The 25,369-nt window shown below is 57.8% G+C and carries 24 protein-coding genes; 2 read left to right on the forward strand and 22 right to left on the reverse strand.

Annotated features, from left to right (window positions below):
* Window positions 1-10: 10 nt before the first annotated feature.
* The 18 genes from SPI05_RS05030 to SPI05_RS05115 form a co-directional block, all read right to left on the reverse strand.
* Window positions 11-1,312, reverse strand: a complete 1,302-nt coding sequence (locus tag SPI05_RS05030) for a SufS family cysteine desulfurase (RefSeq protein ID WP_321076693.1) — start codon at window positions 1,310-1,312, stop codon at window positions 11-13.
* Window positions 1,313-1,345: 33 nt separating this feature from the next.
* Window positions 1,346-2,110, reverse strand: a complete 765-nt coding sequence (gene sufC, locus SPI05_RS05035) for a Fe-S cluster assembly ATPase SufC (protein ID WP_321076695.1) — start codon at window positions 2,108-2,110, stop codon at window positions 1,346-1,348.
* A gap of 66 nt (window positions 2,111-2,176) precedes the next feature.
* Window positions 2,177-2,488 (reverse strand): Rieske (2Fe-2S) protein, encoded by a 312-nt coding sequence (locus SPI05_RS05040; RefSeq protein WP_321076697.1) that lies wholly within the window; start codon window positions 2,486-2,488, stop codon window positions 2,177-2,179.
* The gene (locus SPI05_RS05045) at window positions 2,485-3,654 is read right to left on the reverse strand and encodes a SufD family Fe-S cluster assembly protein (RefSeq protein WP_321076699.1); all 1,170 of its coding nucleotides are present in this window, start codon (window positions 3,652-3,654) and stop codon (window positions 2,485-2,487) included. The genes SPI05_RS05040 and SPI05_RS05045 overlap by 4 nt, the downstream gene beginning before the upstream one ends.
* Window positions 3,655-5,100 carry a Fe-S cluster assembly protein SufB gene (gene sufB, locus SPI05_RS05050; RefSeq protein ID WP_321076700.1) on the reverse strand — a complete coding sequence of 482 codons (1,446 nt, stop codon included), beginning with the start codon at window positions 5,098-5,100 and terminating at the stop codon, window positions 3,655-3,657.
* Window positions 5,101-5,190: 90 nt separating this feature from the next.
* Complete coding sequence (locus SPI05_RS05055; protein WP_321076702.1) at window positions 5,191-5,907, reverse strand: transcriptional regulator; 717 nt, start codon at window positions 5,905-5,907, stop codon at window positions 5,191-5,193.
* A 224-nt stretch (window positions 5,908-6,131) separates the two neighbouring features.
* Window positions 6,132-6,812 carry an NUDIX hydrolase gene (locus SPI05_RS05060; protein WP_321076704.1) on the reverse strand — a complete coding sequence of 227 codons (681 nt, stop codon included), beginning with the start codon at window positions 6,810-6,812 and terminating at the stop codon, window positions 6,132-6,134.
* Window positions 6,809-8,068, reverse strand: coding sequence for a glycosyltransferase family 4 protein (locus SPI05_RS05065; RefSeq protein ID WP_321076706.1), 1,260 nt, complete (start codon window positions 8,066-8,068; stop codon window positions 6,809-6,811). Before SPI05_RS05065 ends, SPI05_RS05060 begins: the two co-directional genes overlap by 4 nt.
* The gene (murJ, locus tag SPI05_RS05070) at window positions 8,065-9,771 is read right to left on the reverse strand and encodes a murein biosynthesis integral membrane protein MurJ (RefSeq protein ID WP_321076707.1); all 1,707 of its coding nucleotides are present in this window, start codon (window positions 9,769-9,771) and stop codon (window positions 8,065-8,067) included. The genes SPI05_RS05065 and murJ overlap by 4 nt, the downstream gene beginning before the upstream one ends.
* Before the next feature lie 56 nt (window positions 9,772-9,827).
* Window positions 9,828-10,577: a beta-carotene 15,15'-monooxygenase gene (locus SPI05_RS05075; RefSeq protein WP_321076709.1), complete on the reverse strand. Its 750-nt coding sequence runs from the start codon at window positions 10,575-10,577 to the stop codon at window positions 9,828-9,830.
* A gap of 42 nt (window positions 10,578-10,619) precedes the next feature.
* On the reverse strand, window positions 10,620-11,588 hold the full coding sequence (locus SPI05_RS05080; protein WP_321076711.1) for a copper transporter: 969 nt from the start codon (window positions 11,586-11,588) through the stop codon (window positions 10,620-10,622).
* Between the two features lie 36 nt (window positions 11,589-11,624).
* Window positions 11,625-12,803, reverse strand: coding sequence for a putative cytokinetic ring protein SteA (steA, locus tag SPI05_RS05085; protein WP_321076712.1), 1,179 nt, complete (start codon window positions 12,801-12,803; stop codon window positions 11,625-11,627).
* Window positions 12,800-14,521, reverse strand: coding sequence for a DNA repair protein RecN (recN, locus tag SPI05_RS05090; RefSeq protein ID WP_321076713.1), 1,722 nt, complete (start codon window positions 14,519-14,521; stop codon window positions 12,800-12,802). Before recN ends, steA begins: the two co-directional genes overlap by 4 nt.
* Window positions 14,521-15,375: an NAD kinase gene (locus tag SPI05_RS05095; RefSeq protein ID WP_295027183.1), complete on the reverse strand. Its 855-nt coding sequence runs from the start codon at window positions 15,373-15,375 to the stop codon at window positions 14,521-14,523. Before SPI05_RS05095 ends, recN begins: the two co-directional genes overlap by 1 nt.
* Entirely contained in the window at window positions 15,347-15,541 is a 195-nt protein-coding gene (locus SPI05_RS05100) for a trehalose phosphatase (RefSeq protein ID WP_321076715.1), read from the reverse strand. Before SPI05_RS05100 ends, SPI05_RS05095 begins: the two co-directional genes overlap by 29 nt.
* Window positions 15,542-15,600: 59 nt before the next feature.
* Window positions 15,601-16,449: a TlyA family RNA methyltransferase gene (locus tag SPI05_RS05105; RefSeq protein ID WP_321076716.1), complete on the reverse strand. Its 849-nt coding sequence runs from the start codon at window positions 16,447-16,449 to the stop codon at window positions 15,601-15,603.
* On the reverse strand, window positions 16,442-16,627 hold the full coding sequence (locus SPI05_RS05110) for a thioredoxin (protein WP_297346761.1): 186 nt from the start codon (window positions 16,625-16,627) through the stop codon (window positions 16,442-16,444). Before SPI05_RS05110 ends, SPI05_RS05105 begins: the two co-directional genes overlap by 8 nt.
* Complete coding sequence (locus SPI05_RS05115; RefSeq protein WP_414601965.1) at window positions 16,617-19,109, reverse strand: HAD hydrolase-like protein; 2,493 nt, start codon at window positions 19,107-19,109, stop codon at window positions 16,617-16,619. Before SPI05_RS05115 ends, SPI05_RS05110 begins: the two co-directional genes overlap by 11 nt.
* Window positions 19,110-19,243: 134 nt before the next feature.
* On the opposite strand from SPI05_RS05115, the gene SPI05_RS05120 reads away from it, so the two are divergent.
* Window positions 19,244-19,837, forward strand: a complete 594-nt coding sequence (locus tag SPI05_RS05120; RefSeq protein ID WP_321076718.1) for a ribonuclease H — start codon at window positions 19,244-19,246, stop codon at window positions 19,835-19,837.
* A 60-nt stretch (window positions 19,838-19,897) separates the two neighbouring features.
* Entirely contained in the window at window positions 19,898-20,608 is a 711-nt protein-coding gene (locus SPI05_RS05125) for a hypothetical protein (protein ID WP_321076720.1), read from the forward strand.
* Here SPI05_RS05125 and SPI05_RS05130 read toward each other — a convergent pair.
* The 4 genes from SPI05_RS05130 to SPI05_RS05145 all read right to left on the reverse strand — a co-directional run bounded on the left by SPI05_RS05130 (window position 20,605) and on the right by SPI05_RS05145 (window position 25,304).
* The gene (locus SPI05_RS05130) at window positions 20,605-21,570 is read right to left on the reverse strand and encodes an acetylxylan esterase (RefSeq protein ID WP_321076757.1); all 966 of its coding nucleotides are present in this window, start codon (window positions 21,568-21,570) and stop codon (window positions 20,605-20,607) included. The two genes, SPI05_RS05125 and SPI05_RS05130, sit on opposite strands and share 4 nt — an antisense overlap.
* A gap of 324 nt (window positions 21,571-21,894) precedes the next feature.
* A complete protein-coding gene (locus SPI05_RS05135) occupies window positions 21,895-22,854 on the reverse strand; it encodes a carbamate kinase (RefSeq protein WP_321076721.1) in 960 nt (319 codons plus the stop codon).
* 2 nt (window positions 22,855-22,856) lie between these two features.
* The gene (gene argF / locus SPI05_RS05140) at window positions 22,857-23,858 is read right to left on the reverse strand and encodes an ornithine carbamoyltransferase (protein WP_321076723.1); all 1,002 of its coding nucleotides are present in this window, start codon (window positions 23,856-23,858) and stop codon (window positions 22,857-22,859) included.
* 192 nt (window positions 23,859-24,050) lie between these two features.
* Window positions 24,051-25,304, reverse strand: a complete 1,254-nt coding sequence (locus SPI05_RS05145) for an arginine deiminase (RefSeq protein ID WP_321076725.1) — start codon at window positions 25,302-25,304, stop codon at window positions 24,051-24,053.
* Window positions 25,305-25,369 lie beyond the last annotated feature (65 nt).

A 25,369-nucleotide genomic window follows, 5' to 3' on the forward strand; every position in this document is an offset into this window, starting at 1 on the left:
TTCTGTCTATTCAGCTATCCCCTGGCGTGACACCAAAGAACTTTGCGGCCTGCGGTAGCGCTTGCAGCCAGCGGTCAATCTCATCAATAGTCGTGGTGGGACCAAACGTGGCCCGCGTGGAGGCGTTCACCCCAAAGAAACGATGCAGGGGAATGGCGCAATGATGGCCGACCCGCACCGCCACGCCTTGAGAATCCAAGTATTGCCCAAGGTCATGAGGGTGAATCCCTTTCATTTCAAAGGACAACACCCCAGCGCGATGCGTCATGTCGGTGGGACCGAGCAGTTTCACGCCAGGAATCTCCACCAACCTCGGCAGGGCGTAAGCGGTGAGGGCCTGTTCGTGTGCAGCGACCCGTTCCATCCCCAGCCCCTGCAGGTATTGGCACGCGGCGGCCCACCCCACAATCTGGGCGACCGGTTGGGTGCCAGCTTCGAAGCGGTAGGGTGCCGGCAGGAAAGTCGTTTCCTCCACTGTCACGTTTTCAATCATGGAACCGCCGCTGAGGAACACTGGCAGCTGTTCGAGCAGCTCACGGCGTCCCCACAGGGCTCCCACCCCGGTGGGGCCGAGCATCTTGTGCGCGGAAAAACACGCGAAATCAACCCCGAGCTGATCGACTTCCAGCGGCAGGTGGGCACTGGATTGGCAGGTGTCCATAACGACGATGGCACCGACCGCCCGGGCGGCAGCAATAATTGGCGCAATGTCCGTCACCGCCCCGGTCACGTTGGACAGGTGTGTGAACGCAACGACCCGCGTGCGCGGCGTAATGACGTCCTCTAGGCCGCTCACGTCCAGGCGCCCGTCGGGGGTCAACTCGATGACTTTTGTCACGGCTCCGGTGCGTTTGGCAACCAGCTGCCACGGCACCAAGTTGGCGTGATGCTCCGCCCTGGTGAACACGATTTCATCGCCCGGTTGCAAGGCAAAAGGTCCGCCCGTGCGTTCCCAAGTGGCGGCGGCGAACCCGTAAGCCACCAGGTTCAGTGCCTCAGTGGCTCCCGAGGTCCACACGATTTCTTCGGGGTCGCTCACTCCCAAGAAGTCCGCCACGTCCTGGCGGGCATCTTCAAACAAGGCCGTCGCTTCGTCGCCGAGCTGGTGAGTGCCCCGGTGTACTGCCCCGTTGTGGCGGCGGTAAAAATCGTCAATGGCCTCCAACACGACCGCCGGCTTTTGTGAGGTTGCCCCCGAGTCTAGGTAGTCGATGGGCTGACCGTCGCGTCCCAAAACATTGAGGATTGGGAAATCCGCGCGAATCCGGGCGAGCTCCGCCGCGCTAAACTCTGTCGCCGGGCCTGTTACCATGACAATTCCGTCCTTTCGCCGCTCGCGCCGCCCTTAGGCAGCCGTCGAGGCTCCCAGGTACTTGTCGTAGCCCTCGGCTTCGAGTTCATCGGCCAGTTCCGGTCCGCCCTCTTTGCTGATGCGCCCGTCCACAAACACATGGACAAAATCGGGGTGAACGTAACGCAAAATCCGGGAATAGTGGGTAATCAGCAGGATTCCGGTATTGGCGGCCTCATGCACTCGGTTGATGCCCTCGGAAACCACCTTAAGAGCGTCAATGTCCAAACCGGAATCTGTTTCGTCCAAAATCGCGAACTGCGGCGCCAACAGCTGCATCTGCAGGATTTCCAGGCGTTTCTTTTCCCCGCCGGAAAAGCCCGCGTTCAAATCCCGGCTGGCAAATTCTTTCTCCATCTTAAAGTCGTCAAAAGCGCCGTTGACTTCTTTCATCCATTTGCGTAACGCCGGAGCCTGCCCCGCCACCGCAGTTTTGGCGGTGCGCAAGAAGTTCGACACGCTCACCCCGGGAACCTCGACCGGGTACTGCATCGCCAGGAACAGTCCCGCCCGAGCGCGCTCGTCCACACTCATCTCCAAAATATTCTTGCCGTCCAGCCGGGCTTCACCGTCGGTGACCTCATACTTCGGATGTCCCGCCAGGACATAGCTCAAAGTCGATTTGCCTGAACCGTTGGGTCCCATAATGGCGTGTACTTCGCCGGAGTTGATGGTCAGGTTTACGCCTTTCAAAATCTTTTTCGGCCCCTCCGGGGTCTCCACCTGGGCTTTGAGGTCCTTTACTTCCAACACTGACACTGTTTTCTCCTGTTTCCTTTTTCCATTCCAAGCCGTTCGGCACGCTCCGCGCTGAGACGGGCTTTGTTATGCTTTCACATCCACGGCGACGAACCCGTCGGTAATTTGGACGGGGTAAATCTGAAGGGGGTCGTGGGCCGGCGACTGCGGCTCGCCGGTTTCCAGATCGAACTGTGCCCCGTGCGCGGCACACTCCACGCAGCCATCCTCAATGATGCCGTCCACCATGGAGAACCCGGCGTGCGGACATTCCTTTGCCATCGCGTGGAAATCTCCCTCATCGCTGCGTAAAACCACGATTTCAACGCCTTCCACCGTGACTTCTTTGCCGGTTCCCGGCTCAATTTCATCGATACTGCCAACTTTGGTAAAACTCATTGCAAACTCCCTACACTCAGGTGACTATCTACGGTTTCCAATACGTAGTCAGTCAGTTCCGGTATTTCTAACATATTCAATAGTTCCGCATAGAACGCGCGCACGACCAGTCGTTTCGCGTTGACCGCGTCGATGCCGCGGCTTTGCAGGTAGAACAGCTGTTCGTCGTCAAATCTGCCGGTCGCTGAAGCGTGTCCGGCACCTTCGATTTCACCGTTGTGAATCTCTAGGTTCGGCACGGAATCCACGCGAGGCCCCTTGCCCAGCACCAGGTTTCGGTTCAGTTCGTAGGAATCCGTCCCGAAAGCCTGCGGCCCGATACCGACGTCACCGACCCACACGGTGCGTGCCTCTTGGCCTTGCAAAGCACCCTTGTAGGTCACTCGGGACTTCGATTTTTGCCCCTTGTGCTCGATAAACAGCCGGTGTTCCTGATGTTTCCCCGCGTTGGTAAAGTACAGACCCAGCAGGTTTAGATTGCTGCGTTCTGCGGGCAGATTCACTCCCATCGCGATGCGTACTGAGTCCCCTCCCAAGGTGACGTTGACGTGTTTCACGCTGGAGTTTTGCCCCAACGTCATCTGTTGGGTCGCCATATGCACCGCGGTATCGTCCCAGGCTTGCAGGCTGACCACGTTCAGTTTCGCGTCCGGCTCCGCTTTTACTTCCAAAGTCTCGTTCAGGGAGCCGCCGCCGCGATGACGCAGCACGATGGTAGCTTGGGACGCTTTTTCCGCGTATATCCGCACGTGACCGACGGTGTCTGGCCCCTCGGCGGTGACGTCAATCCAGACCGGTTGACTCACCGCACCCGTAACCGCTACATCGAGGGTCTGGGAAATATTATTCCAGCCAACCACTCCAGCACGGTCGAAAGGGGCTCCAGCCAGCGGCGACAACCCCGCCACTGCGGACAGTTTCAGGGTCAGATCCGCCTCGGGTTGGACTGGTTCGTCGGTACGCAAGGCCACACCGTCCACGGCAAACTTGGCGCTACCGCCCTGGAGAGATTCTTCCAGCAAACTGGAGAACCGCGATAACGGGGTGAAGCGCCAGTCTTCTTCCCGCCCGGTCGGCATCGGAAAATCCTCAACGGAAGTGGAAGTCAGTCGGGTTGGGGTCGGAGCGGCCAGCGCGCCGCCTGTTGGCACAGTTACTTCAGTCATTTAGCCCACCGACCCTTCCATCTGCAGTTCGATTAGTCGATTCAGCTCCAAGGCGTATTCCATCGGAAGCTCCTTGGCGATAGGCTCGACGAAACCGCGTACGATGGTCGCCATCGCTTCCGTCTCGGTGAGCCCCCGGCTCATCAGGTAGAACAGTTGATCCTCGGACACTTTGGAAACGGTTGCCTCGTGTCCCATTTCAACCTCGTCATTGCGCACATCCACATAAGGGTAGGTGTCAGAGCGGGAAATGGTGTCCACCAGCAGGGCGTCGCACAGCACGTTGGACTTGGAACCGGTGGCGTTCTCGGCAATGTCGACCAAGCCTCGGTATGAGGAACGTCCGCCTTGCCGGGAGATGGATTTGCTGACAATGTGCGAGGACGTGTGCGGTGCTCGGTGCAGCATTTTTGCGCCGGTGTCCTGATGCTGCCCCTTGCCAGCAAAAGCGATGGACAGCGTCTCGCCGTGGGCGTGCTCACCCAGCAGGTATACCGAGGGGTACTTCATGTTGATGCGCGAGCCGATGTTGCCGTCAATCCATTCCATCGTGGCGCCTTCCTCGCAGAAGGCACGTTGGGTCACTAGGTTCAACACGTTATTCGACCAGTTTTGGATGGTCGTGTAACGCACCCGAGCGTTCTTTTTCACAAAGATTTCCACGATGGCGGCGTGCAGGGAATCCGACTGGTAAATCGGGGCGGTGCAGCCTTCTACATAGTGTACGTAGGAGTCTTCGTCAGCAATGATTAAGGTTCGTTCAAACTGGCCCATGCTCTCCGTGTTGATGCGGAAGTAGGCCTGCAGGGGAACCGTGCACTTTACTCCCTTAGGGACATAGATAAAAGAACCGCCGGACCACACGGCAGTATTAAGGGCAGCAAATTTGTTATCCCCCGCCGGTACGGCCTGCCCAAAGTATTCCTGGAACAGTTCGGGGTATTCTTTCAGTCCCGTGTCGGTGTCCAGGAAGATAACACCCTGTTTCTCGAGGTCCTCGCGGATTTGGTGATAGACGACTTCCGATTCGTACTGGGCGGCCACCCCGTCCACCAGGCGTTGACGCTCCGCTTCGGGAATTCCCAGACGGTCATAGGTCTGTTTGATGTCCTCGGGCAGGTCGTCCCAGGATTGAGCGACCTTATCGGCAGCCCGCACGAAGTACTTAAACTCGTCAAAGTCCAGGAACTGCAAATCGGGACCCCAGTTCGGAATGGGTTTGCGCTGAAAAATCTTGAGGGCTTTCAACCTCAGTTTCAGCATCCATTCCGGCTCATCTTTCATCTCGGAGATGTAGCGCACCACGTCCTCATCCAGGCCGCGTTTCGCGGCTTGTCCGGCGGCATCGGAGTCATGCCAACCGAATTCGTACTTATCGGAAATAGACTCGATAATCTCATCATCCGCGCGCTTTTTCTGATCTGACTCAGTCAGAGCATCGCTCATCTCTATCCTTTCATTTGAGGTTTTCTCTAAGTCTAGGTAGCCCGGTCGGGGCTTGATAATTAGAAGTTGCCGGGAGACTGTCTCGCTGATTTATTCCCCCCGACTTCGCTTCCCTCCGTTCAACACATTAATGCTGCTCAGAGCCCCATTTTTGCGCAAGGTTAGCGGCACACAGGTGGTGCAGGCATGGTCTCCCTCAGCAAGGGTGGCAAGGCGCTGCACATGGGTATCGAGCAGTCGGGAGAAGGCTTGTGTTTCTGCCTCACACAGCTTTGGATAGGACTTGGCAACGTCCTGTACCGGGCAGGATCCTTGGCATAGCTGCAGTGCCAGCCCGTGCGCGGTTTGTCGGACGGTTGCCGCGTAACCGTCCTGTGCCAGCGCATCCGCCAAGGCCACGACCCGGGCTTGTGGGTCGTCTCCGGCGGCGTGAACTACCGGAGCGTAGCGGCGTTCGACTTCTCGCGAATGCCGATTGGCAAAGTCTTCGATAGCTTGGTCGCCGGCAACTTGCTGCAGGTAGTCCAGCGCCTTGTTTGCCATCTGCGAGTATCCATCCGGCAGCGTGGCGCGTCCGGCGTCAGTCGCCACATAGTGACGTGCCGGACGCCCGCGGCCGCGAATCTTGCCGGTCGATTCAAGGTTCTCAATCTGCCCGCTCTCCTCCAGATAGATGAGGTGGCGACGAACTGCCGCTGGGGTAAGTTTGAGGATATTAGCCAGGACAGAAGCAGTAATGGGACCCTTTTCAATGATTAGGTCCAGAACGACATGACGGGTGCCCTGATCATCCACGATTGCTGGCATCCCGCTCCCCCTTCGTTAAAATCTTTACATCAACGATGACTTTCCTAAATCTAGCATATTTTCCCAAGCAAGTCATTGCTTAAAACTGCCAAAATGCGCCAAACTGCGGTTTTATTGGGAAAATTTGCGCAACATCAGTGTGCCAAAAATCAGTTTGCAGCCGGGTCGGTTCAGCGGCGGCCGGCTGAAACCCCAGCGACTTCTAAACGGGGCTGCGGGCGGGTCTAGTCCAAAGAGGTTTTCCGAAACCACGGGGCTGACACCGGACGCAAAGAAACCGGGGATAATCCGGGCGAATCCAGCGCCAGCGCAGTAGCCAGTACCCCGACGACCGCGGAAGGATTGTGCATCTGTCCCGCAAAAATCGCCTCCACCGCCTGCCGCAACCCTACCCAACGCCGCGCCATAAATGCTTCTTCGGCTTCACGCTGAAAACTGCGCTCCGAGGCAGGAATCAGGGTTAAATCGCGAGCCAAGTACACTCGCAGAGCTTCGGAAGACCCGCCCGGCGTGGTGAAATAATCCACCAGCACGTCCCAGCGAGTAGCTTTCAAGTCGGCTTCCTCCTCCAGCTCCCGCTGCGCCGCACGCAGCGGATTCTCTCCGGCAATGTCCAACAATCCCGCGGGAATCTCCCACAAGGTCGCGCCCACCGGGTGACGGTATTGGTTGATTAGCAGCACTTCCGGCTCCCCCGAAGCGCTGGCCTCACCTTCCCGCAGCGGAACGATGGCGACCGCCCCCGGATGCTTCACAAAATCTCGTGTTGCCACCCCATCGCCATAGCGAACCCGCTCAGTGAGCATGGAAAAAACTTTGCCCCTAAACACTTCCAGAGAATCCACCACGGGAAATTCAGTTCGTTCATCCTCCGGTGGTTCCAAGCACGGTGGGGTATCGCTCATTTTTGTTCTCCTGTTTGTGGTATCTGGCTACTCTTGGTTGTCCGCTGGTTTTGCCCCACCAGGGAGCGCCGGTAGAATCCCAGCCATTCGCTGGCGACCTGGCCAGTGGTCGGCCAGGTGGCGGCGCGATGCCGGGCAGACTCTTGTTTTTCGTACCAGATGCTGGGGTTGGCCAGTAGTTTCGTGATGGCTTGAGCTGTTGCCTCGGCATCGTCTGTATCCACCACGAGGCCGCCGATTCCGAGTTCCGGATCGTTGGACTGTCCCGCGGTTTGTTCCCCTCCGACCAGGTTTTCACCCTGTTGACTGTCCATCGCTACCCCTGCAGGCAGCAAGATGTCTCGCAATTTCCCGACCGGGGCAGCCACAATCGGCAGCCCCAAGCTCATGGCTTCTTGAGCAATGAAACCCCGCGATTCCCATTCGGAAGTAATGACCAATACACTCGCGGCTTGTAACCAGGCGTCCAGGGACTTGCGCCACCCCAGGAAAGAGACCTGCGCATCGCTACCGTAGGAGCGCAGACCCGCTAGCAGTTGGGGGTCTCCATCCCCGATAACCACCCCGGTGGCTGGATAAGTCACCCGCTGCATAGCGCGAACAAACCGGTCAAAACGTTTCTCTTGCTCGATCGGACCAATCCCCAGCACCAGTTGGCCACGGTTGCGCAGCCGTTCCGCGGCCGCCAGCTTGGCCCAGTTGCCCACCCGCTCCTTACGATTGAGTATTCCGGTTTGCAAGAGTTTCTCTACCCTGGGGCTGACCAGGAAAGATACCGCCGAGTCGGTATCCGCCGATGATTGCCGGTCAATCTTTGCGGTCAGGCGAAGCGAAGAGCCCGAAATGAGCGAAGCCCGGTTATCCATCCACCGAAAGAGCAGCTGGCGCCAGAACGTGTCACGGCGTTCGTCGTTCAGTTCGTACAGCGATACTAAAAGCGGCGGAGTATTGGGGATAAACATGGTCAGTACCAGGGCATACAGTGCCGCTTTCAGCCCGTGAACGTGAATGACATCAGAGTTTTTTAGCACGTCTTGCGCCCGGCGCAACCGCCGCAGATTCGTACCCATCAGGAAAAGTCTGCGCGGTTTCACAATCCACAGCGGCAAAACATTCTTGAGACGATACAGCTTGGCGCTGGTGGGTTCGGCAATAATCTGAACATCGTGGCCTTTCGCCGCCAAAGTGCTCGATAGCGATGCTACGAAAGTTCCCATCGAGTGTGAGGCTTCGCCCATCACCATGGTTATCTTCACGATTCGCCCTCCTCCAAACGTTCTGTTTCAGGTTCTGCCGGGAGAGGATTCTGCGAGGGTGGGTTTTTCCCAAAGTTCTCAGTTGTTTCAACAGTTTCGGGAGCGTGGCGGGCCGCGCGGGTTTGTTTCCAAAAGGGCGTAGCGATGATTTTCAATCCCGGCAAGGCACAGGCTACCGTCACCAGACCGGCCCCGAGAGTTGCCCACAGTACCCCCAGAGGCAGGTCTAGGGCAGTGACTCCCGCATACGCTAGGCGTCCCAAGACTCCGCCCAAGACAGCTCCCGGAACGGCAATCAACAGGGCTTTCAACACCTGAAGCGGGGAGCCAACTTGGAGACGACCCCACACAATCAGCAGGTAGGCTCCGGCCGCGCTCATGCCTAAAGCGTTGCCGACACCCAGAGCAATGAGCGTGGCGACGCCGTTACCGCGCGAAGGCGCCAAGACGAGAATCAGCAGCCACCCGCTCACGGCGGCAATCCCCCAACCCAGCAGCGCTGCGAAAAAAGAATGCCGTGCCCGGTTGACGGCGATAAACACTCGTGACAGGTGATAGAGCAGAGCGTAGCCCACCAGGGCGGGAGCCATCGCCACGACCGCCATTTCCAGTCCCGGAATGGGACGGTTCCACGCAAAAATGGCTGCCATACCGGGCGCCACCGCAATCAGACCAGCGACTCCCAACAGAGACAGACCGGCAATCAACGCGGTGGAACTGGTGGCCAACTCCCCCGCTTTTGCCGTCTGCCCGGCCGCAAAATGCCTGGTCATCAGGGGAAACACGACTGTCGCCACCGGGAAGGTGAACAGTGCATAGGGCAGTAGGTAGATAGCTTGGGAATACTGAAAAACGTTGATAGTGCCTTCCACCCCACCCCACCGGGTCAGGAACAGCGTGGCGAGCATATAACCTTGGGCAGCCAGCAGCGCTCCGATACCGTAGGCTCCCAAAGCGAGGGCCTGACGGAATTGCTCCCGCGGCATTTTCCACACGAACTTGAGGCGCACCCCCACGTTCCAGACGGGAATAAAAAGCGGAACGCTCAGCACCAGCACCCCCGCGGTAGTTCCCCACGCCAGGGCGGCGATAGCGGTGTATTCGGTCGGGTTGGAGCCACTGAGAGCGCCGTAGGCAGCATAAGCGACGATGGTGACGATGGAGGAAAACGCCGGCATCAGGGCAGGCCACGCAAAGCGATGGTGGGCTTGCAGGATTCCCCCCAGCACCACGGCTATTCCGTAGAGCGGAATCTGCAGAGCAAAAACTCGCAGGAAATACGCGGTCAGCGCATTTTGGGTAGCGATGTCGGAGCCCACTGAAACGGGTAGCACCGCGGAGATGGGTTCGGCGGCCACAAAAACCAGCAAACCCAGTGGAACCAGCAGGGTCAATGTCCAGGTAAATAGCGCTGAGGCGAGACGGTTCACTTCGTCTTTCAGTGAGCCAGCAATGGCTTGAGCCAACAGGGGGATGGTGATGGAAGCCAAAGCGCCCCCGACCACGACTTCAAAAATCACGTTGGGGATTTGGTTCGCCGAAGCGTAAGCGTTGCCGACTGTACCCGCTCCGACCCAAGTGGCTTGGGCCAGCCATCGGCCGAAACCGAAAATTCTGGAGATGAGCGTCATCACCGCTACGGTCCCGGCCGCCCCCGCTAAGGCCGCCACCGGGTTCGTGACAATTTGCTCACGCTTGCTCAAATCGACCAACGCACCTTTCAAGCTGTTTTACGTAACGCGCCGTTTCTGCGCGGCCGCTATGCGGGCAGACGCCCCCAGTCGTCCCCGGCTTTCAATACCGGGTGGCTGTCGATGACTTTCGAGAAACTGATTTTTTCACTAGCCAGGGTTAGGGCGGCGATTACAGCCAAGGTCATAAGGTTGGTGCGGGTCGTTCTTCCTTGCGACCAGGTGGCTCCCAAGACCGCTCCCAGCGCATTGGCGCCCGTGTCGCCCAGCATGGTGACTTCGCGGAGGTCTAAGGGCAAGGCCGCGGCGATAACGGCACAGTTCGTTGCCGCCATCCGCAGACGCGCGCAGTAGCATCCGCTGCGAGCGGGCCAGAATCCAGCCGCGCCCCCCAACAGCGCCACTTTGAGGGCTCGCCCCGGTCTGAGATCCAGCAGATTGACCAGGTTCGCGCTCCCGGCAATGACTCCGGCCTGAATCATCCAGCCCCAAATATCGCGGCGGGGTCGAGCTGCCACAGCTCCCGTAGCCATCAGGGCCAGCATTTTAACCAGGCCGGGGCTTAACCGGCCCTCTTTCAAAGCCCCAATATGACCGTGCAAACCTTTCGTGGATTTATTGGTGGTGTCACTGTCTGACATGTCGTCAAAGAACCCTGCTGCACCACTGCCAGCTGCGGCCACGGCGACCCGCAGCGCCGCACAATTACCCTGTCCCGAAATAATCTGAGCCACCGGCAACAGGATGCCAACCGCTGTCCCACCCCACAGGCTCACTTTCCGGCCGTGAAAATTCGTGCGTTGGAAGTTAATCTGCATAACTCGCCTTCCGGTTTAGTTCCTGGACTGCTTGACCTGTGCTCACTGCGGTGCTGGTGCGGCGGGCGCCTCAGCCGGGGCAGGTGGAGCGGGAACTTCCGTAAAGGGCGGCACCAACGCGGAGGCATTCTGTTCGCTCCCCCAGGCTCCAACGGTGCCATTCATGCGGGCCACCAAAGCAAAAGGCAGGGAAAGGAGCGAAGTTTTCGTACCGATGCTATCCACCGTGGGAACGGGGTTTCCACCCGACCGCACCTTGGTCAACAGGTCATTCTCGCCCTGCGCCGAACCGTAAAGAACCACTCCCGAGGCAAACGTGTTGAGAGTCTGAGCGAACTCTATGAGGTTCTTAGTCCGTTTTTCCAAGGCCTTCAGCTGTTTCTCGTTCTGTGGCTCCAGCGGTCCGGGACCCACGATAATCGCGGCGCGAGCCGGCTGGGATGCCGGATTAGCGACTTGGATGAGGGGGGTTTCTTCCACCGTCAGGATTCCCGAAAGCGAATCGTTTTGGCCGTTGAAAATCAACTGACCGATAGCGGCGGCCAGGGTGGATTCCGGGGTGGTGGCGCGGGTGGTATCGCTCAGATACTGCCTAATTTGACCGGAAAGCGCCTCCCGGTAAGCCTGTTTTGCGGGGGCGAAAAAGTTTTCTTGCAGGTTAATCTGAGCGTTAATAGCGCCACCCGCCGCGGTGACAATTTCGCTCACGGCTTTCACATCTTCGGCTTCAGCGTCGGGCAACACCACCAGGGCGACCTCCGTGCCTTGCAGGAATCCGTTGAATATCCGCGGCGCGAACTGTTCTACCGTCTGGTCTTGCACATTGATTTGAGACTGAGCCTGGGTCAGTTGCTCATTGAGTTGGTTGCGATCTTCACGGAGCTTGTCGACCTGGCCAGTCAAAGTATCCCCGATGGGATCAGCCAGCGGCCCGGCGCCGAGGATAATCCCCACCGCGAGAGCCAAGAAAACCGCCACCAGGGAAACCAGGTGATACCGAAAATCAATCATAAGTTTTCTTCCAATCTAACTTTCACAAATTCGCCTTTAACCAATCAAGCCCCTCAGACCATGCCACCAGGCATCCATATTCGCAGCTACCAACCCTATGAAGGTCTGCCCGCCGGTAGTTGAACCCAGTGCCGCCAGCATTGCCAGCAAACCGGACACAACCAATAAGCCCATCTGCCAGTTCGTAATCCGGGGACGGTAAAGTTTGGAAACGCCCTTGGCATCGATGAGTTTGCTGCCGACTTTCAGGCGAGTCAAGAACGTTGAGGACATTCCGGCACGCCCTTTATCCAAAAATTCCACCAGGGTAGCGTGCGTCCCCAAGGCGACGATGAGTTCCGCACCTTTCTCATCAGCTAACAGCATGGTGATGTCCTCGGACGTGCCCGCCGCAGGGAATACCACATGGTCCACCCCGAGTTCCTGCACCCTGGACAAGCCGGGAGCTTTCCCATTGGGATAGGCATGTACCACGATTTCGGCCCCGCAAGTCAATGCCTTATCGGTCACGGAGTCCATATCACCCACCACCAGGTCGGGCTTCAAACCGTTCTCTAGCAGCGCATCCGCTCCGCCGTCCACCCCAATCAGGATGGGACGATACTCGCGAATGTAAGGCTTGAGCATCAGCAGGTCTTCTTTGTAGTTGTAACCGCGCACCACCATCAAAACCTGGCGTCCGGAAAAGTTCGTCCGCAAATCAGGCACACCCACAGAATCAAGAATCAAATCCCGTTCTTTTTTCAGGTATTCCATAGTGTTGGCGGTGAAAGCCTCAATCTGGACTCCCAGAGAAGCCTTCGCCGCCTCCATATTGGCGGCGTTCGTTTCTTCGGTTTGCCGCACACCTTCCGCAACGAGTTTACCGCCACAAAATACCTGGTTGTCCCGGATTTCGACCCGTTGGCCTTCCTTCAGGCTCATAATGTCGGAACCCAAATCGTCAATGAGGGGAATCCCCGCCTCGATGAGGACTTTTGGTCCTTGATTGGGGTAACGTCCAGAGGTGGACTTTTCCGCGTTCAGTACTGCGGCAGGTTCTATTGCTTTCAGCGACTCCGCCGCGACCCAGTCCAAATCCTGGTGTGAGATAACGGCGACTTCCCCGGCACCCAGACGTTTTGTCAGGTTTTTGGTACGCGTATCGATGCGCACCAGACCGCCCAGGCTGGCTCCTGTCTTTTGATTACGTTTTCGGCGAAACACTGCCATCATGACTCCGATTGTCCCATACGAGCCAGTTCGATTAACTCATCGGCGTGCGCAAGCGCCGTTTTTGTGAGCTTCGTCCCGGAAATCATCCGCGCCAGCTCCTCACGCCGTGATTCCTGATCCAAAACTGTGATCCGGCTCTGCCCGCCGCTCTTAGTGATCTGTACCTGGCAGTCTCCAAATGCCGCTACCTGCGCCAGGTGGGTTACCACAATGACCTGGTAGTCCTGAGCCAGACGCGACAGCCGCCGCCCAACCTCGATGCCAGCTTGCCCGCCAATCCCCGCATCAACTTCGTCGAACACGAAAGTGCCGCGGGCCTCGGTGCTTTGTGAGTTCTGGAGGGTTTGGCCGGTTTGGGATAACCGGGAGCCCCTGCCCGCCAGGGTTACTTCCAGAGCCAGCATGATACGGGAAAGCTCCCCTCCGGAGGCCGCGCTGGATAAGGCCAACACGGGGGCTTTCGGATGGGGGCGCAGCATGAACTCAATGCGGTCGGCTCCGTGGGCACCCGGCTCCCCCTGACGAACTTCCACGGTGACCCGCGTGTCCTTCATATCCAAATCCACCAGTTCCGCATTAATCGCCTTGCTGAGCGCACGCGCTGTCTTTTCGCGAGCCTCATGCAGTTTTGCCCCCGCCTGTTCTACGGCCTGAGCCGCGGATTCCATCTCAAGGCGCAGTTGCTCTAAATGCTCTGTACCGCCCTGCAAACCCTGCAACTCCGTAGCGGTATCTCGCCAGGCCGTGCCCAAGCGTTCCGGTTCCACCCCCAAGCGCAAACTCAAATCGGTAAATGCGGCCCGTCGGCTTAACGCCTCTTGGAGCGCCTCTGGGTCAGCGTTCAAATCTTGCAGATAAACCCCCAGTTCGCGGGCCGCATCATCGAGAGCATAACCGGCCCCGCTCACGCTTTGCGCGACCTCTTGCAAGCTCGGGTCCTCTTCCGTCGCCCGCTGTAGAGACCGGGTGGCCACGGCGACCAAATCGGTGGCTGCCGGGGTGGAATCCGCTTCAATAGCACCCAGCGCCGCCGCGACGTTTTCACGCAAACTTTCCACGTTAGAAAGTTTCGCGACGCTGGCACTAAGTTCCGTGAATTCGCCGTCCTCAGGCCTCAGACTGTCGAACTCTTCACAAAATCGTTCCAGCACTTCGCGGCGGTGTTCGCGCTTTTCAGCGCTGGTTTCCCACTCGGTAAAAGCCTTTTGGGCGAGGCTCAAAACCTCCCAATCCTGAAGGTATTGTTCCAAAGCCCGCTGATGGGCGGCATCTCCATAAGCGTCCAAAGCATCTCGCTGGGCTCGCTCGGTGCGAAGCCGGCTCTGCGCGGCTTGACCATGAACCGACACCAAGCTAGCACCAAACTCCCCCAAAATAGCGGCAGGAACCGTGCGTCCTCCCAGGTGAGCCTTGGAACGTGAAGCTAGGGGCACCACTCTTGACACCTCGGCGACGCCGTCCTCGACCACCCCGCCGGCTTCTTCCACGACCGCCCCAGCTACGTCATCGACCAGGAAACTGCCTTCCACCACGGCTTTTTGGGCCCCGTGGGAAACCAGCGCAGGCTCGACTTTTGCCCCCAGCAACCAGTCCAGCGAGGTCAGCAGCATGGTCTTGCCGGCCCCGGTCTCGCCGGTAATGACGGTAAACCCCGGACCAAACTCCAAGGCAACGGAGCTAATCGTCCCCAAATTCTCAATCCGCAGCGATTCCAGCATTAGCGACCTCGCCACCCTCCCACGGGCAAACCAAACTTTTTCACCAACCGAGCCGAGAACGGCAGGGATACTAACCGCGCCAGCTGCATATCGGTAGCGGACTTGGTGACCCGAATGGAGGAACCCAATGGCGCGGGCAAAATACGTCTCCCATCAGCCCAGACTTCGCAGTCTTGCACCTGTTGAGGAAGAACTTGAATCTCTAGCACCGATGACGGCCCCAGCACCAGGGAACGGGTAAACAAACCGTGGGCGGCCAGCGGGGACAGCACCAAGGCTTGCACATCAGGCCACACCACGGGTCCGCCAACCGAAAAGTTATAGGCGGTAGATCCGGTGGGAGTCGACACAATCAAACCGTCCGCGCCGTACTCGGAAACCGCTTCCCCATCGACACCAAAAGCCAAAAGTGCGGGGTGGCCTTTATCGGTGCTCAACACTGCGATGTCATTGGCGGCCCATTCTGATTGCACCGAACCGTCAGGGTGACGCACTTCCACGTCAATACACATTCGGCGTTCTACCTGGTAGTCGCCGCGCACCACCCGCTCGCAAAGTTCATCAAGTTCTTCTTCCTCTGCTTCGGCGAGGAACCCGACGTGCCCCAAATTCACCCCGATGACCGGAACACCTTGACGATGGGCGATATTAGCGGCCTCCAAAATGGTTCCGTCCCCACCCAAAACAATGATGAGGTCGATTGGTTCCGAACTCGTACGGTCCACCACGGTGATTCCGGCATTTTCCAGGTATCCGCGGACACTGGCCGCCGCCACAATAGCGGGCTGGCGGTAATGGTGGTGAAACACCATAATGGTTCGTTTTTTATTCACCGGACTGGGCCTTTCGTGCATATTTCTGGACCAACTGCGGGCTGGGAGGTTGGTATTCACAAGTGGGCGCGGCCTCGCTGGCCCCGCAGCAATCCGCGTATCCCCCCATGTCTTGACACGCGTCATCCCAGTTTTGCGGCTGCTCCGGCGACTCGCCACCCGGCTTGTGCCGAACTTCCTGTTCCATAGCTTTCCCTTCTGTTTACTTAATTTTCTCACACCACCAGGCCATTAGAACCCAGACTTCTACGGCTGAGGCCCTCTGGCAATAGCTTCCCCAACGGCGGTGTCCAACGATTCCCCCTCCAAGTCTGGCAGGTTTTGTTGCCGAGCCGTAGACTGCGCGGTGAGGTAAAGGAAGTATTCAACATTGCCGCTGGGACCGGCCAGGCCGGCGGGAGCCACGTTCAGCACCGCCAGTCCGGCCTCGTGAGCTTGGCGCGCAACGTTCTTAACGGTCTGTCCGCGATCGTCTGGATTCCTGACCACACCCCCGCGTCCCAAGTTGTCACGGCCGATTTCAAACTGGGGTTTCACCATCAGCAGGTACTGCGCTTGCGGGTTGGCGGCACGTTGCAGCGCCGGCAGAACCAAACCGAGTGAGATAAAGGATAAATCTCCCACGACCAGGTCTGCGGGCGGGTCGATGAGGGCGGAATCCAGCGTGCGCACGTTGGTTCGTTCGAGATTCACGACCCTGCTGTCGCTGCGCAAGTTCCACGCCAGTTGGCCGTACCCCACATCGACCGCAAACACTTTGGCGGCACCGCGGCGCAGTAAGACGTCCGTAAATCCTCCCGTGGAGGCACCCGCGTCGAGACACACCGCACCTTCTATCACCGGGGTTGATGGGCCATAAAGTTCCAGATAGTCCAGCGCCCCCAACAATTTGTGAGCACCCCGAGACGCGTAGTGAACCGTTTCAGGGTCACGCAGCACGATAGCCGAACTCAACTCCACCTGTCGGGCGGGTTTCAGGGCCTCCTGACCGTCCACCAGTACCTGACCGGCGGTAATCATCTGTGCCGCTTGGGTACGGCTGGGCGCCAGGTGGCGACGCACCAGTTCCGTGTCCAACCTCGCGCGTTTAACCATGATTTGCTGACTGCGCCTCATCCCCGTTTAAGACGGTCTGCAGGTCGGCGGCTACCTTCTGCAGCAGTTCCAACTGTGATTCCAAGGGCGCCTCATGGGCGGCTTCTATTTCTTCCCGGTAATCATGCAGGTCTTGGGCGTTCAACGTGGCAGGAGTGGGAACCTGATTATTCATCATCTGCCGTCCTCTGTTCCACTGCCGGTTCGGAATCGTCACGGCGTGAATCCACTTCGTCGAGGTCTAGGTCGTCCCCCTCGCCATAGTCGCGTTCGACTTCACGAACCACGCTAAACTCGGGGCAATCCACCCGATTACCTTGCTCCCTGGCATACCAGACGGCTGCCAGAATAGCGCGAAACTCCCCTAGGGATACGACCGTGCCGTCCTCGCTCAACACCCCCAGGCCGCGGACTTCAATATCGTGGCCGTTCACGCGAGCCCGCGTGTTTTCGGTGTACCACCAGCCGCGATTGCGCAGTTCCGGGCGTTCAATCGGCACTGTCAGGTCGGTCAAATCCAACCCCACAAAAGTGGGCCTTTGGGCTGGCGGAGCCATCACTAGGTCGCGAGGCTGCGTGAGTCCGGTCAATACCACGCAAGACGCCACTTGGGCGTTGTTTGCCCCGACGATATCGGTAGCCAGCTGATCACCGATGGCCAGCGCGTGTCGCTTCAAAATCCGGTGTTTGCGTTCCGCCGCTTTCACCCGGTCGAATTCTTTTTCTTTCGCCAGGTCCGCTTCGCTGAGAACTACGGGTTCGCTATCCGGATCCGCTTTCGCTTCACGAGCCTGCCTGGCTTGCTCTCGCGCAGCAGCAGCGGCTTCTTCGTTGGCTTTAACTTCCGCGGCGATTTCCTCATTGTTCATCAGGTAGTCCTGACAGCGGTTAATCGCTAAATCGTAGATGGAGGTTTCCGGTTTACCGCACACTATCGGTTCGCTCTTGGTGGCCCGACGCACCGCTTCCACCAGGGAACCGTTGCCGATACCGCGGCCTTTTTCGGTCGGCAGGGCATAATCCATGTTCGTGGCCACCCACTTGGCGCCATTCGCGATGGCGTAGCAGGCTTCGGACAGCTCAGCCCAGCCCACCTCAAAACCGAGCCCTTGCAAGACCCCGGCAGGCTCCTGATCCGCCGTGGACACGACTTCAAAGCCCGCCGCCTGTACAGCTTGCGGCACGCCCTCGCCGCCCACGCACAGCACTTTCGCGCCCGGTTCCAGCAGTTCGCTGAGCTTCGCAGCCCCATCTTGAGCCGAGGTCACAATGTCATCAGGACTGGCTTCTACCCCGGCAGCAGCCAATTTCGCCACCACGTCCTGCGGCACGCGCGCTGCATTATTGGTCAGGAACACGAACTTTCCGCCCAATTCGCGCCCTGCAGAAATACTTTGCCCCACCCCGTCTACCGGCTGAGACCCGTTCCAGGTCACCCCATCTAAATCGGTAAGCAGCAGCGGGTACAGCTGAGCCAGCGGCACGTTCGCCCCCTGCAGGGTAGTTGGGTTAGCCCGCTGTTCGGCTTCTTCAGCTTCTTGAATATCCAGGATTTCGACATCCTCCGGCTCCCGCGGAATGAGTGCCTGCGCGGCATCAGCTTCCTCATCCCGGCCCAGTTCACGCAGCCTGTCAGCCTTCACACTGAGCAGTCGCCCATATTCGAACCTCTCGGACTCGGGATCCACCTGGGCCAAGGCCGCTTCAATAACAGCCAGTCCGGTCTCATATTCACCCAAATCTGCCCGTGCGGAGGACTCCACCAGAGCGAGTTCAAAATGTTCCGTTCGGTCCAGGTCCCCTGGCTTGACAGCTTTAATGATTTCCAACGCTTTTTCGGGACGTCCCAGACCGCGTTCCGAATCCGCTTCCACCGATTTCAACACTTCGACACCGCTCATCCGCCGGGCAGTTTTCACTTCGCGCAGCGCTTCGCTGTACTTGCCACAGGCATAGGCGGTCAAAGCAACTGCTTCGCGAACCACGTCGATACGCCAAGCCATTTTCAGGGCCGCCCGAGCATATTCATAAGCGAGTTCGGGCTGCGTGTCGAAAAGTTCCGCGGACATGACCAAGTGCCGAGCCACGTTTTCCGCGGTTTCTTTCGGCAGCGGACTGAGCCGGGACCAAGCCTCTTTATCCAACATATCCCAAGTAATCGAGGCCGGGATTTCCAGGTATCGAGAGCGTCCCGTAGTGCCGTGACCGCGTTTATCCGATCCGGTATGACTGCGGTTGTACCCCCGATCATCGTAGCGGGATCGTTGTGAGCCAGAGGAACGGAAGCCCGAACGTCCCGAGTCGCGTCGTTCCCCTCCTCGTTCAAAGTTACGTTTGCCGCCGCGATCATCACGCCGCCTGTCATCGCGACCGGCGCGTCCCCCCCGGTCCTCGCGGTCATTATCGCGACGAGGGCGCCCCGAGTAGCCACCGCGTTTTCCGCCGCGATCATCACGGCCGTACTTGCCGCCTGACTTGTATCCACCCTTACGGTCGCCTTTGAAACCCCCGCGGCCTTTGCGTTCGTTATCTCGTCTATCGCCGCGCGACTCGCGGCCTGCCTCTTCGTTCTCGCGAGACTCGCCTTTGCGCTCGCGCCAATTTTCGTTCGGTTCCTCTGCCAAGTTTTCCCAAGGGCGAGGATTGTCTGAAGCTGTCACTTTCTATTCCTTTACAATCGATCCACTATTCTGTTTTCACCATTAAGTCTACACGTACCCAGGGTAGTTAAAATCCTCAGCCTGTTCGGCAGCGGGCAAGCCTCAGTGTCGTTTTCAAACTGTTTCCCCTTAGGATGGGGAGCATGGAAATCACAGTGGCGGCGGATGGTTCTGCCTTGGGCAACCCCGGACCAGCCGGATGGGCATGGTACGTTGACGAAAATTGTTGGGCGGCAGGCGGCTGGGCCAAGTCCACTAACAACCGCGGCGAACTGATGGCAGTGGTGGATTTTTTGGAGCAAACCTCTGGCATTCCCAATCTGACCATTCATTTCCTATGTGATTCTCAATACGTCATCAACTCGGTAACCAAGTGGATGCCGGGATGGAAACGCCGGGGCTGGCGCAAGGCTGACGGCAAAGCGGTGTTGCACGATGACCTGATGAAACGTTTAGATCAGGGTCTGGCAGGGCGAACAGTAGACTTCCGCTGGGTGAAAGGCCACGCCGGACACCCCCTGAACGAGAAAGTCGACCAACTGGCTCGTGGAGCCGCCACCGCCTATCAGCAGGGACTTTCCCCCCACACCGGTCCGGGTTTAAGCCCCGAGCTGCGCAACTTATCCACCCGCCCCCAGCCTGCGGTGAACACGGCTCCTCCCAGCCCCGCTGCACCCGCTACACCGCTAGATACTCGGGACACGGGTATCCAAGGAACCTTGTTCTAACCGTCCCTCAACAAACTGCCCCCTCGCGAGAAATTGTGCTCACCGCGATAGATTGGTTATATGCAGAAACTACCCCAAGACACCGATGCCCTGCTGGATGCCGTATTGGCCCTACCGGAACGGCATATTGAGTGGACGATTGCTCGGCTGCTGGATAAACACCCGGGCATTTCCACGCCCGCGCTGATGAACCTGGTGACACGGCGTTACGTGCGGGTATCCCAAACCGCTTCCGCAGGCGTGGGAGCGGGAGCCGCGGTTCCCGGCTCCGGGCTGGCTATTGGGGCCGCTTTAACCGGGGTGGAGCTGAGCGTATTTGCCGCCAACACGGCGCTTTACGTGTTGACGATGGCGCGGCTTTCGGGCATTCCCACCCAAAACTTGGAAGCCCGCAAGACTTTGGTTCTCTCGGCTATACTTGGGGATGAGGCCAGCAAGTTGGTCTATGACCAGGCCGGATTCGGTATTTGGAACTGGGCGCGTGCGCAAGTTGGCGATAACGCGTCCGCGACCCTGAGCTCGGTCAATAAGGCCTTAGCGCAGTTTGCCGGGAAAAAGATTTCTAAAAAACTTTCGGGACACGTTGTAGGGCGTTTTATCCCCCTGGGTATCGGCGGTGCTATCGGATTTTTCTCGGGGCGCAAACTCGCCTTGGACACAGTCAAGGGCGTCAATGCCCAGATTGCCCTGCTGACAGGCCCGCAATCGGCGCCCGATTGGAGGCCTCCACTTTCAGCGCATGCCCCGGACTGGGACACCATCGAAAACTAGTGAAACTGCTCCAGCCAGGCGTGTTGCTTTAACAGGTGGTGCAGGTTGGGGTCGTCGTGTTCATTAAAGGGATACACTTCCATGCTTTTATCCCCGCTCCACTCGTTGAAAATTGAGTAGGTGCAGGCGGGTGGCACGTACTCATCGCTAAGTGACACTGAGAAATAGGCCGGGCGCGTAGCATGGCGCGCAAAATTAACGGCATCAAAATACGACAGGGTGGTTTCGACCTGGTCGTATCGGTCCGGGTAGACTCGCAGATAACGCTGCACCTCCCGGTATGGCATATGGTCATTGTGACCAACCCCATACATCACGTTGCCCAGAGCCAAATCCGACAGTACCGCCCTCACACCCTCGTGCCGCGCTCCGACACAGGCCGCCAAGGTTCCGCCTTGGGACGCTCCAGCCACAAAAACTCGCCGCGGGTCGATGAAGTTTAGCGTCAAGGCAGCGTCAATGGCTCGGTAAGCGTCAGTGATGAGACGGCGAAAGTAATAGGTTTCGCGATTTTCGACGCCCAGGGTAAAGAATCCGAAGGCGTGTGGAGGAGCGGGGTGCGGGTCTGGGGTGGCTCCCCCGGTGCCGCAGTCTCCTCCTTGACCGCGGCTATCCATAATCAGATGCACGTAACCGGCAGAAGGCCAAAACATGCGTTCTCCGGGGACCCCGCGTCCCACCCCGTAGCCGAGGTATTCCACGATGAGGGGTTGGTTCTCGCGTTTCGTAAATCCAGGTGCCCCCGCCAGCCAGCCTTTGATGCTTTCACCGGCAAATCCAGGAAAGGTCACATCGTAGAATTCGAGGGTTTCTATCGGGCTATCGACCCGCTGCATTTGAGCCAGTGCTGGAATCTGGCGCGATTCCTGTAGCGTGTCACTCCAGAAACTCACGAAATCTGCAGGCATCTGAACCTGCGGCCTAAACGTCTCGAGTGCGTTTTTCTCCATGTCGGTTAGCATCGTCCTCCCCATGCTCGCCAAAATACGGCTGACCAAAACCATTATGCCCCCGGCTTGATTCTCGAGGAACATCCCGGACATCGCGGCGCAAAACATGTTGAAACTTCCCGTTTTAAGGCGTTTCCGGGGGCGTAGTTGCCCGCGATTGTCTCCGGTGACCGGTCAGCTGCTTTCAGACCTAGCCGCTCCCGCCATGATGAATCCTGGCTGTAAAAATGATTCGCGGGGAAGCTCCTCGCTTCCCCGCGAACACATCATCTACAGAATGCCGGAATACGTTAATTGAACGTAGTCCCGGAAGGCAATAGAGCTACCGCTCTACATTTACAATTTCTTGTAGCTGTGTTGGCTGATGTCATCGGGACCACCATAGTTCCCACCTGGGGTAATGATGGTGCCGGATTCGCCCGCGATAATCTTTTGAGCATCGCTGAGCTGCCCAATCGCGGCGACATCGCCGGTCAGCTCCACGAAACTGCAGGCTGCCTCCACCTTCGGCCCCATAGAGCCAGCGGGGAAACCGCCCGCGCGCATCGCAGCGGGACTAGCGCGATGAATTTCCTTCTGCTCAGGAGTACCAAACTTCTCCATCACAGCGGGCACATCGGTCAGAATCATCAAGAAATCTGCTTCCAGATGTTCTGCCAGGGTCGCGGCGGTCAAATCCTTATCAATCACAGCCTCGACACCCTGCAGTTTGCCCTTCTCGTTGCGAATGACAGGGATACCGCCACCGCCCGCGCAAACCACGACAGCACCAACATCGAGCATCCGGCGAATCAAACGAGTCTCCACCACACGCTGCGGCCGCGGAGACCCGACAACCCGACGGAAATACTCCCCGTCAGCCTTCATCACCCAGCCACGAGACTTAGCCAACTCGTCAGCTTCTTCCTTGTTATAAACCTGACCCACAAACTTGGTCGGATTATCAAACGCAGGATCTCCAGCCAAAACCAGAGTCTGGTTCACAAAAGAAGCCACCTGACGTCCCGGGAGGTTATTCTGCAAGGACTGCAACAGCCAGTAGCCAATCATGCCCTGGGTCTGTGCACCCAAGGTATCGAAAGCGTAAGGCTGAGTCAGATTCTTGTCATTAGCCGACTGCAACGCCAACACCCCAACCTGCGGACCATTACCGTGGGTAATAACCACTTCATGTTCCTCGGCCAAGGGAGCAAGCTGCTGCACCGCCAACTCAACGTTAGCAATCTGCGTGGCGGAATCCGGTTTCTCTCCGCGCCGCAGCAGGGCGTTACCGCCCAAAGCAATAACAATACGCATATTTACTTTTCTCCTAGCGTCGCCACCATAACGGCCTTGATCGTGTGCATCCGGTTTTCGGCTTGGTCGAACACTGCGGAGCACTCGCCATTAAAGACATCGCTGGTCACTTCCAAACCATCCAGGCCGTACTTTTGGTAGATATCCTCACCAATAGTGGTGTGACGGTCATGGAAAGACGGCAAGCAGTGCAGGAACTTGGTATTGGGATTGCCAGTCTTGGCCATCAAATCAGCATTCACCTGGTAAGGCTTCAGCAACTTAATGCGTTCATCCCAAACGTCCGCAGGCTCGCCCATGGAAACCCAAATATCCGTGTACACAAAGTCCACGCCCTTCACGCCCTCATCGACACTCTCGGTGTGGGTAATCTTGGCACCGGTTGCCTTAGCGATTTCCTCAGCCTTAGCAATAATCTCCGGGGTATTCCACAACTCCTTCGGCGCCACAATCCGCACGTCCATCCCCAGCATCGCGCCAGAAATCAACAGGGAGTTAGCCATATTGAAACGGGAATCGCCAACATAAGCAAAAGAAATCTCATTGTACGGCTTACCACTCTGCTCGTGCATGGTCAGCATGTCACACAACATCTGGGTGGGATGCCACTCATCGGTCAAGCCGTTCCACACCGGCACGCCCGACATCTCGGCCAAGATATCCACCTTGTGCTGGGAGTCGCCGCGGTATTCAATACCGTCATAGAAACGACCCAACACCTGAGCGGTGTCCTCAATAGATTCCTTGTGACCCATCTGAGAGCCTGACGGATCCAGATAAGTTACGTGAGCGCCCTGATCATAGGCGGCAACCTCAAAAGAGCAGCGGGTACGGGTCGAGGTCTTTTCGAAGATCAGAGCAATGTTCTTGTTCTTCAGGTACTGAACTTCGCGACCTTCTTTCTTCGCGGCTTTCAGTTCAGCAGCCAACTCGAGCAACTCCAACCATTCAGCAGGAGTGAAATCGAGTTCTTTCAAAAAGTGACGACCGTGAAAATCAGTCATGGGTTTTCCTTTCAAATTGGTGTTTTCTTGATGATTGGTAATGTGCGGAGAACATCTCTCCGAATTTCTGGCCGGTGTCGCACCGAAAAAGGTTACGGCTGCCGGCCAGAAAAAACATACCCCCGTGGGCTGCCTCGTTGATAACCTCCGAGGCAGCCCGGAGGGGAAACTTAAAACCGCTTACGAGTGGCTCTACTTGTAGAGCGGATCGCGAGCAATCGGGCAGCTCATGCAGCGAGAACCACCGCGGCCACGGCCGAGTTCGGCGCCGTCAATCTCGAGCACCTCGATACCAGCATTGCGCAGGTTCTTGTTGGTCTCAATGTTGGAGCGGTAGCCCATCACGACGCCCGGAGCAATAGCCAGAGTGTTGTTCGCGTCGTTCCACTGTTCGCGTTCGACGTTGAAGTAGTCGCCGCCGGTGGGGCAGACATGGAACTTCACGCCCAGCGCCTCGTTCAAGGTGTCGACCAGCTTCGTACCATCGCGGCGAATATCAATGCCGCTGGACTTGGACTCATCAGGACGCAGCGAGAAGGTCCAGGTGTTGTCGATGTAAGGCATGTAAGCGTTCACGACATCTTCGGAGCAGAACGTAAAGATGGTGTCCAGGTGCATTGCTGCACGAGTCCGCGGAATACGCGCCACGATGACGCGTTCAGCAGCCTTCTTGGCGAACAATTCCTTGGCCAGCTCCGTAGTGGCGTTCAGCGAGGTACGCTCGCCCATGCCGACCAGCAGCACGCCGTCCTTCAGAGGCATCACGTCGCCACCTTCGATGAAGGTGTTGGGGTGCCACTTCTTGTCGGGATCAGCGCCGAACCAGATGTTGAAGTCCTCGTTAGCGAAACGCGGGTGGTACTGGTAAATCGCGTGGGTCAGGAGGGTCTCCTGACGGCGGGCCTGCCAGTACATCGGGTTCAGGGACACACCATTGAACACCCAAGCGGAGTTGTCACGAGTGAACTGGGTATTGGGTAGCGGATTGAAAATCCAGTCGTGAAGGTTGTAACCGTCAGGGGTCACAGCCTTCTTGTACACGCCACCGACTTCATCGGGAATCTCGTCGAGGTTGATACCGCCGATGAGGTAACGAGCCAGTTCCTTGGAGTCCATTTCCGTGAAGTAATCACGGAAGTCCTTGGCGACGATGGGGTTGACCATGTCGTCGGCAACGCGGCGATCCAGGATAAACTTGCGAGCCTCCTTGTTATCCAAGATTTCACCCAGCATGACCTGCATATCGAGTACTTCGATGTCGCGGGCCTTCATCTGAGCCACGAAGTCATCGTGGTGCTTCTGAGCTTCTTCAACCCACAAGACATCATCGAATAGCAGGTCTGAGCAGTTTTCAGGAGTCAGTCGCTTATGAGCCAAATCAGGTCTGCAAACCATTACAGTACGCAGAACCCCTGCCTCAGAGTAAACGCCAACTTTGTTGTTCATATTGATTCCTTCCTAACGTAATCGTTATTTTGGTACGCACGCTGTTCACCATAGGCATGAGGACT

Origin of the sequence: Mobiluncus sp., assembly GCF_034180645.1 — a bacterium.
Taxonomy (GTDB): domain Bacteria; phylum Actinomycetota; class Actinomycetes; order Actinomycetales; family Actinomycetaceae; genus Mobiluncus.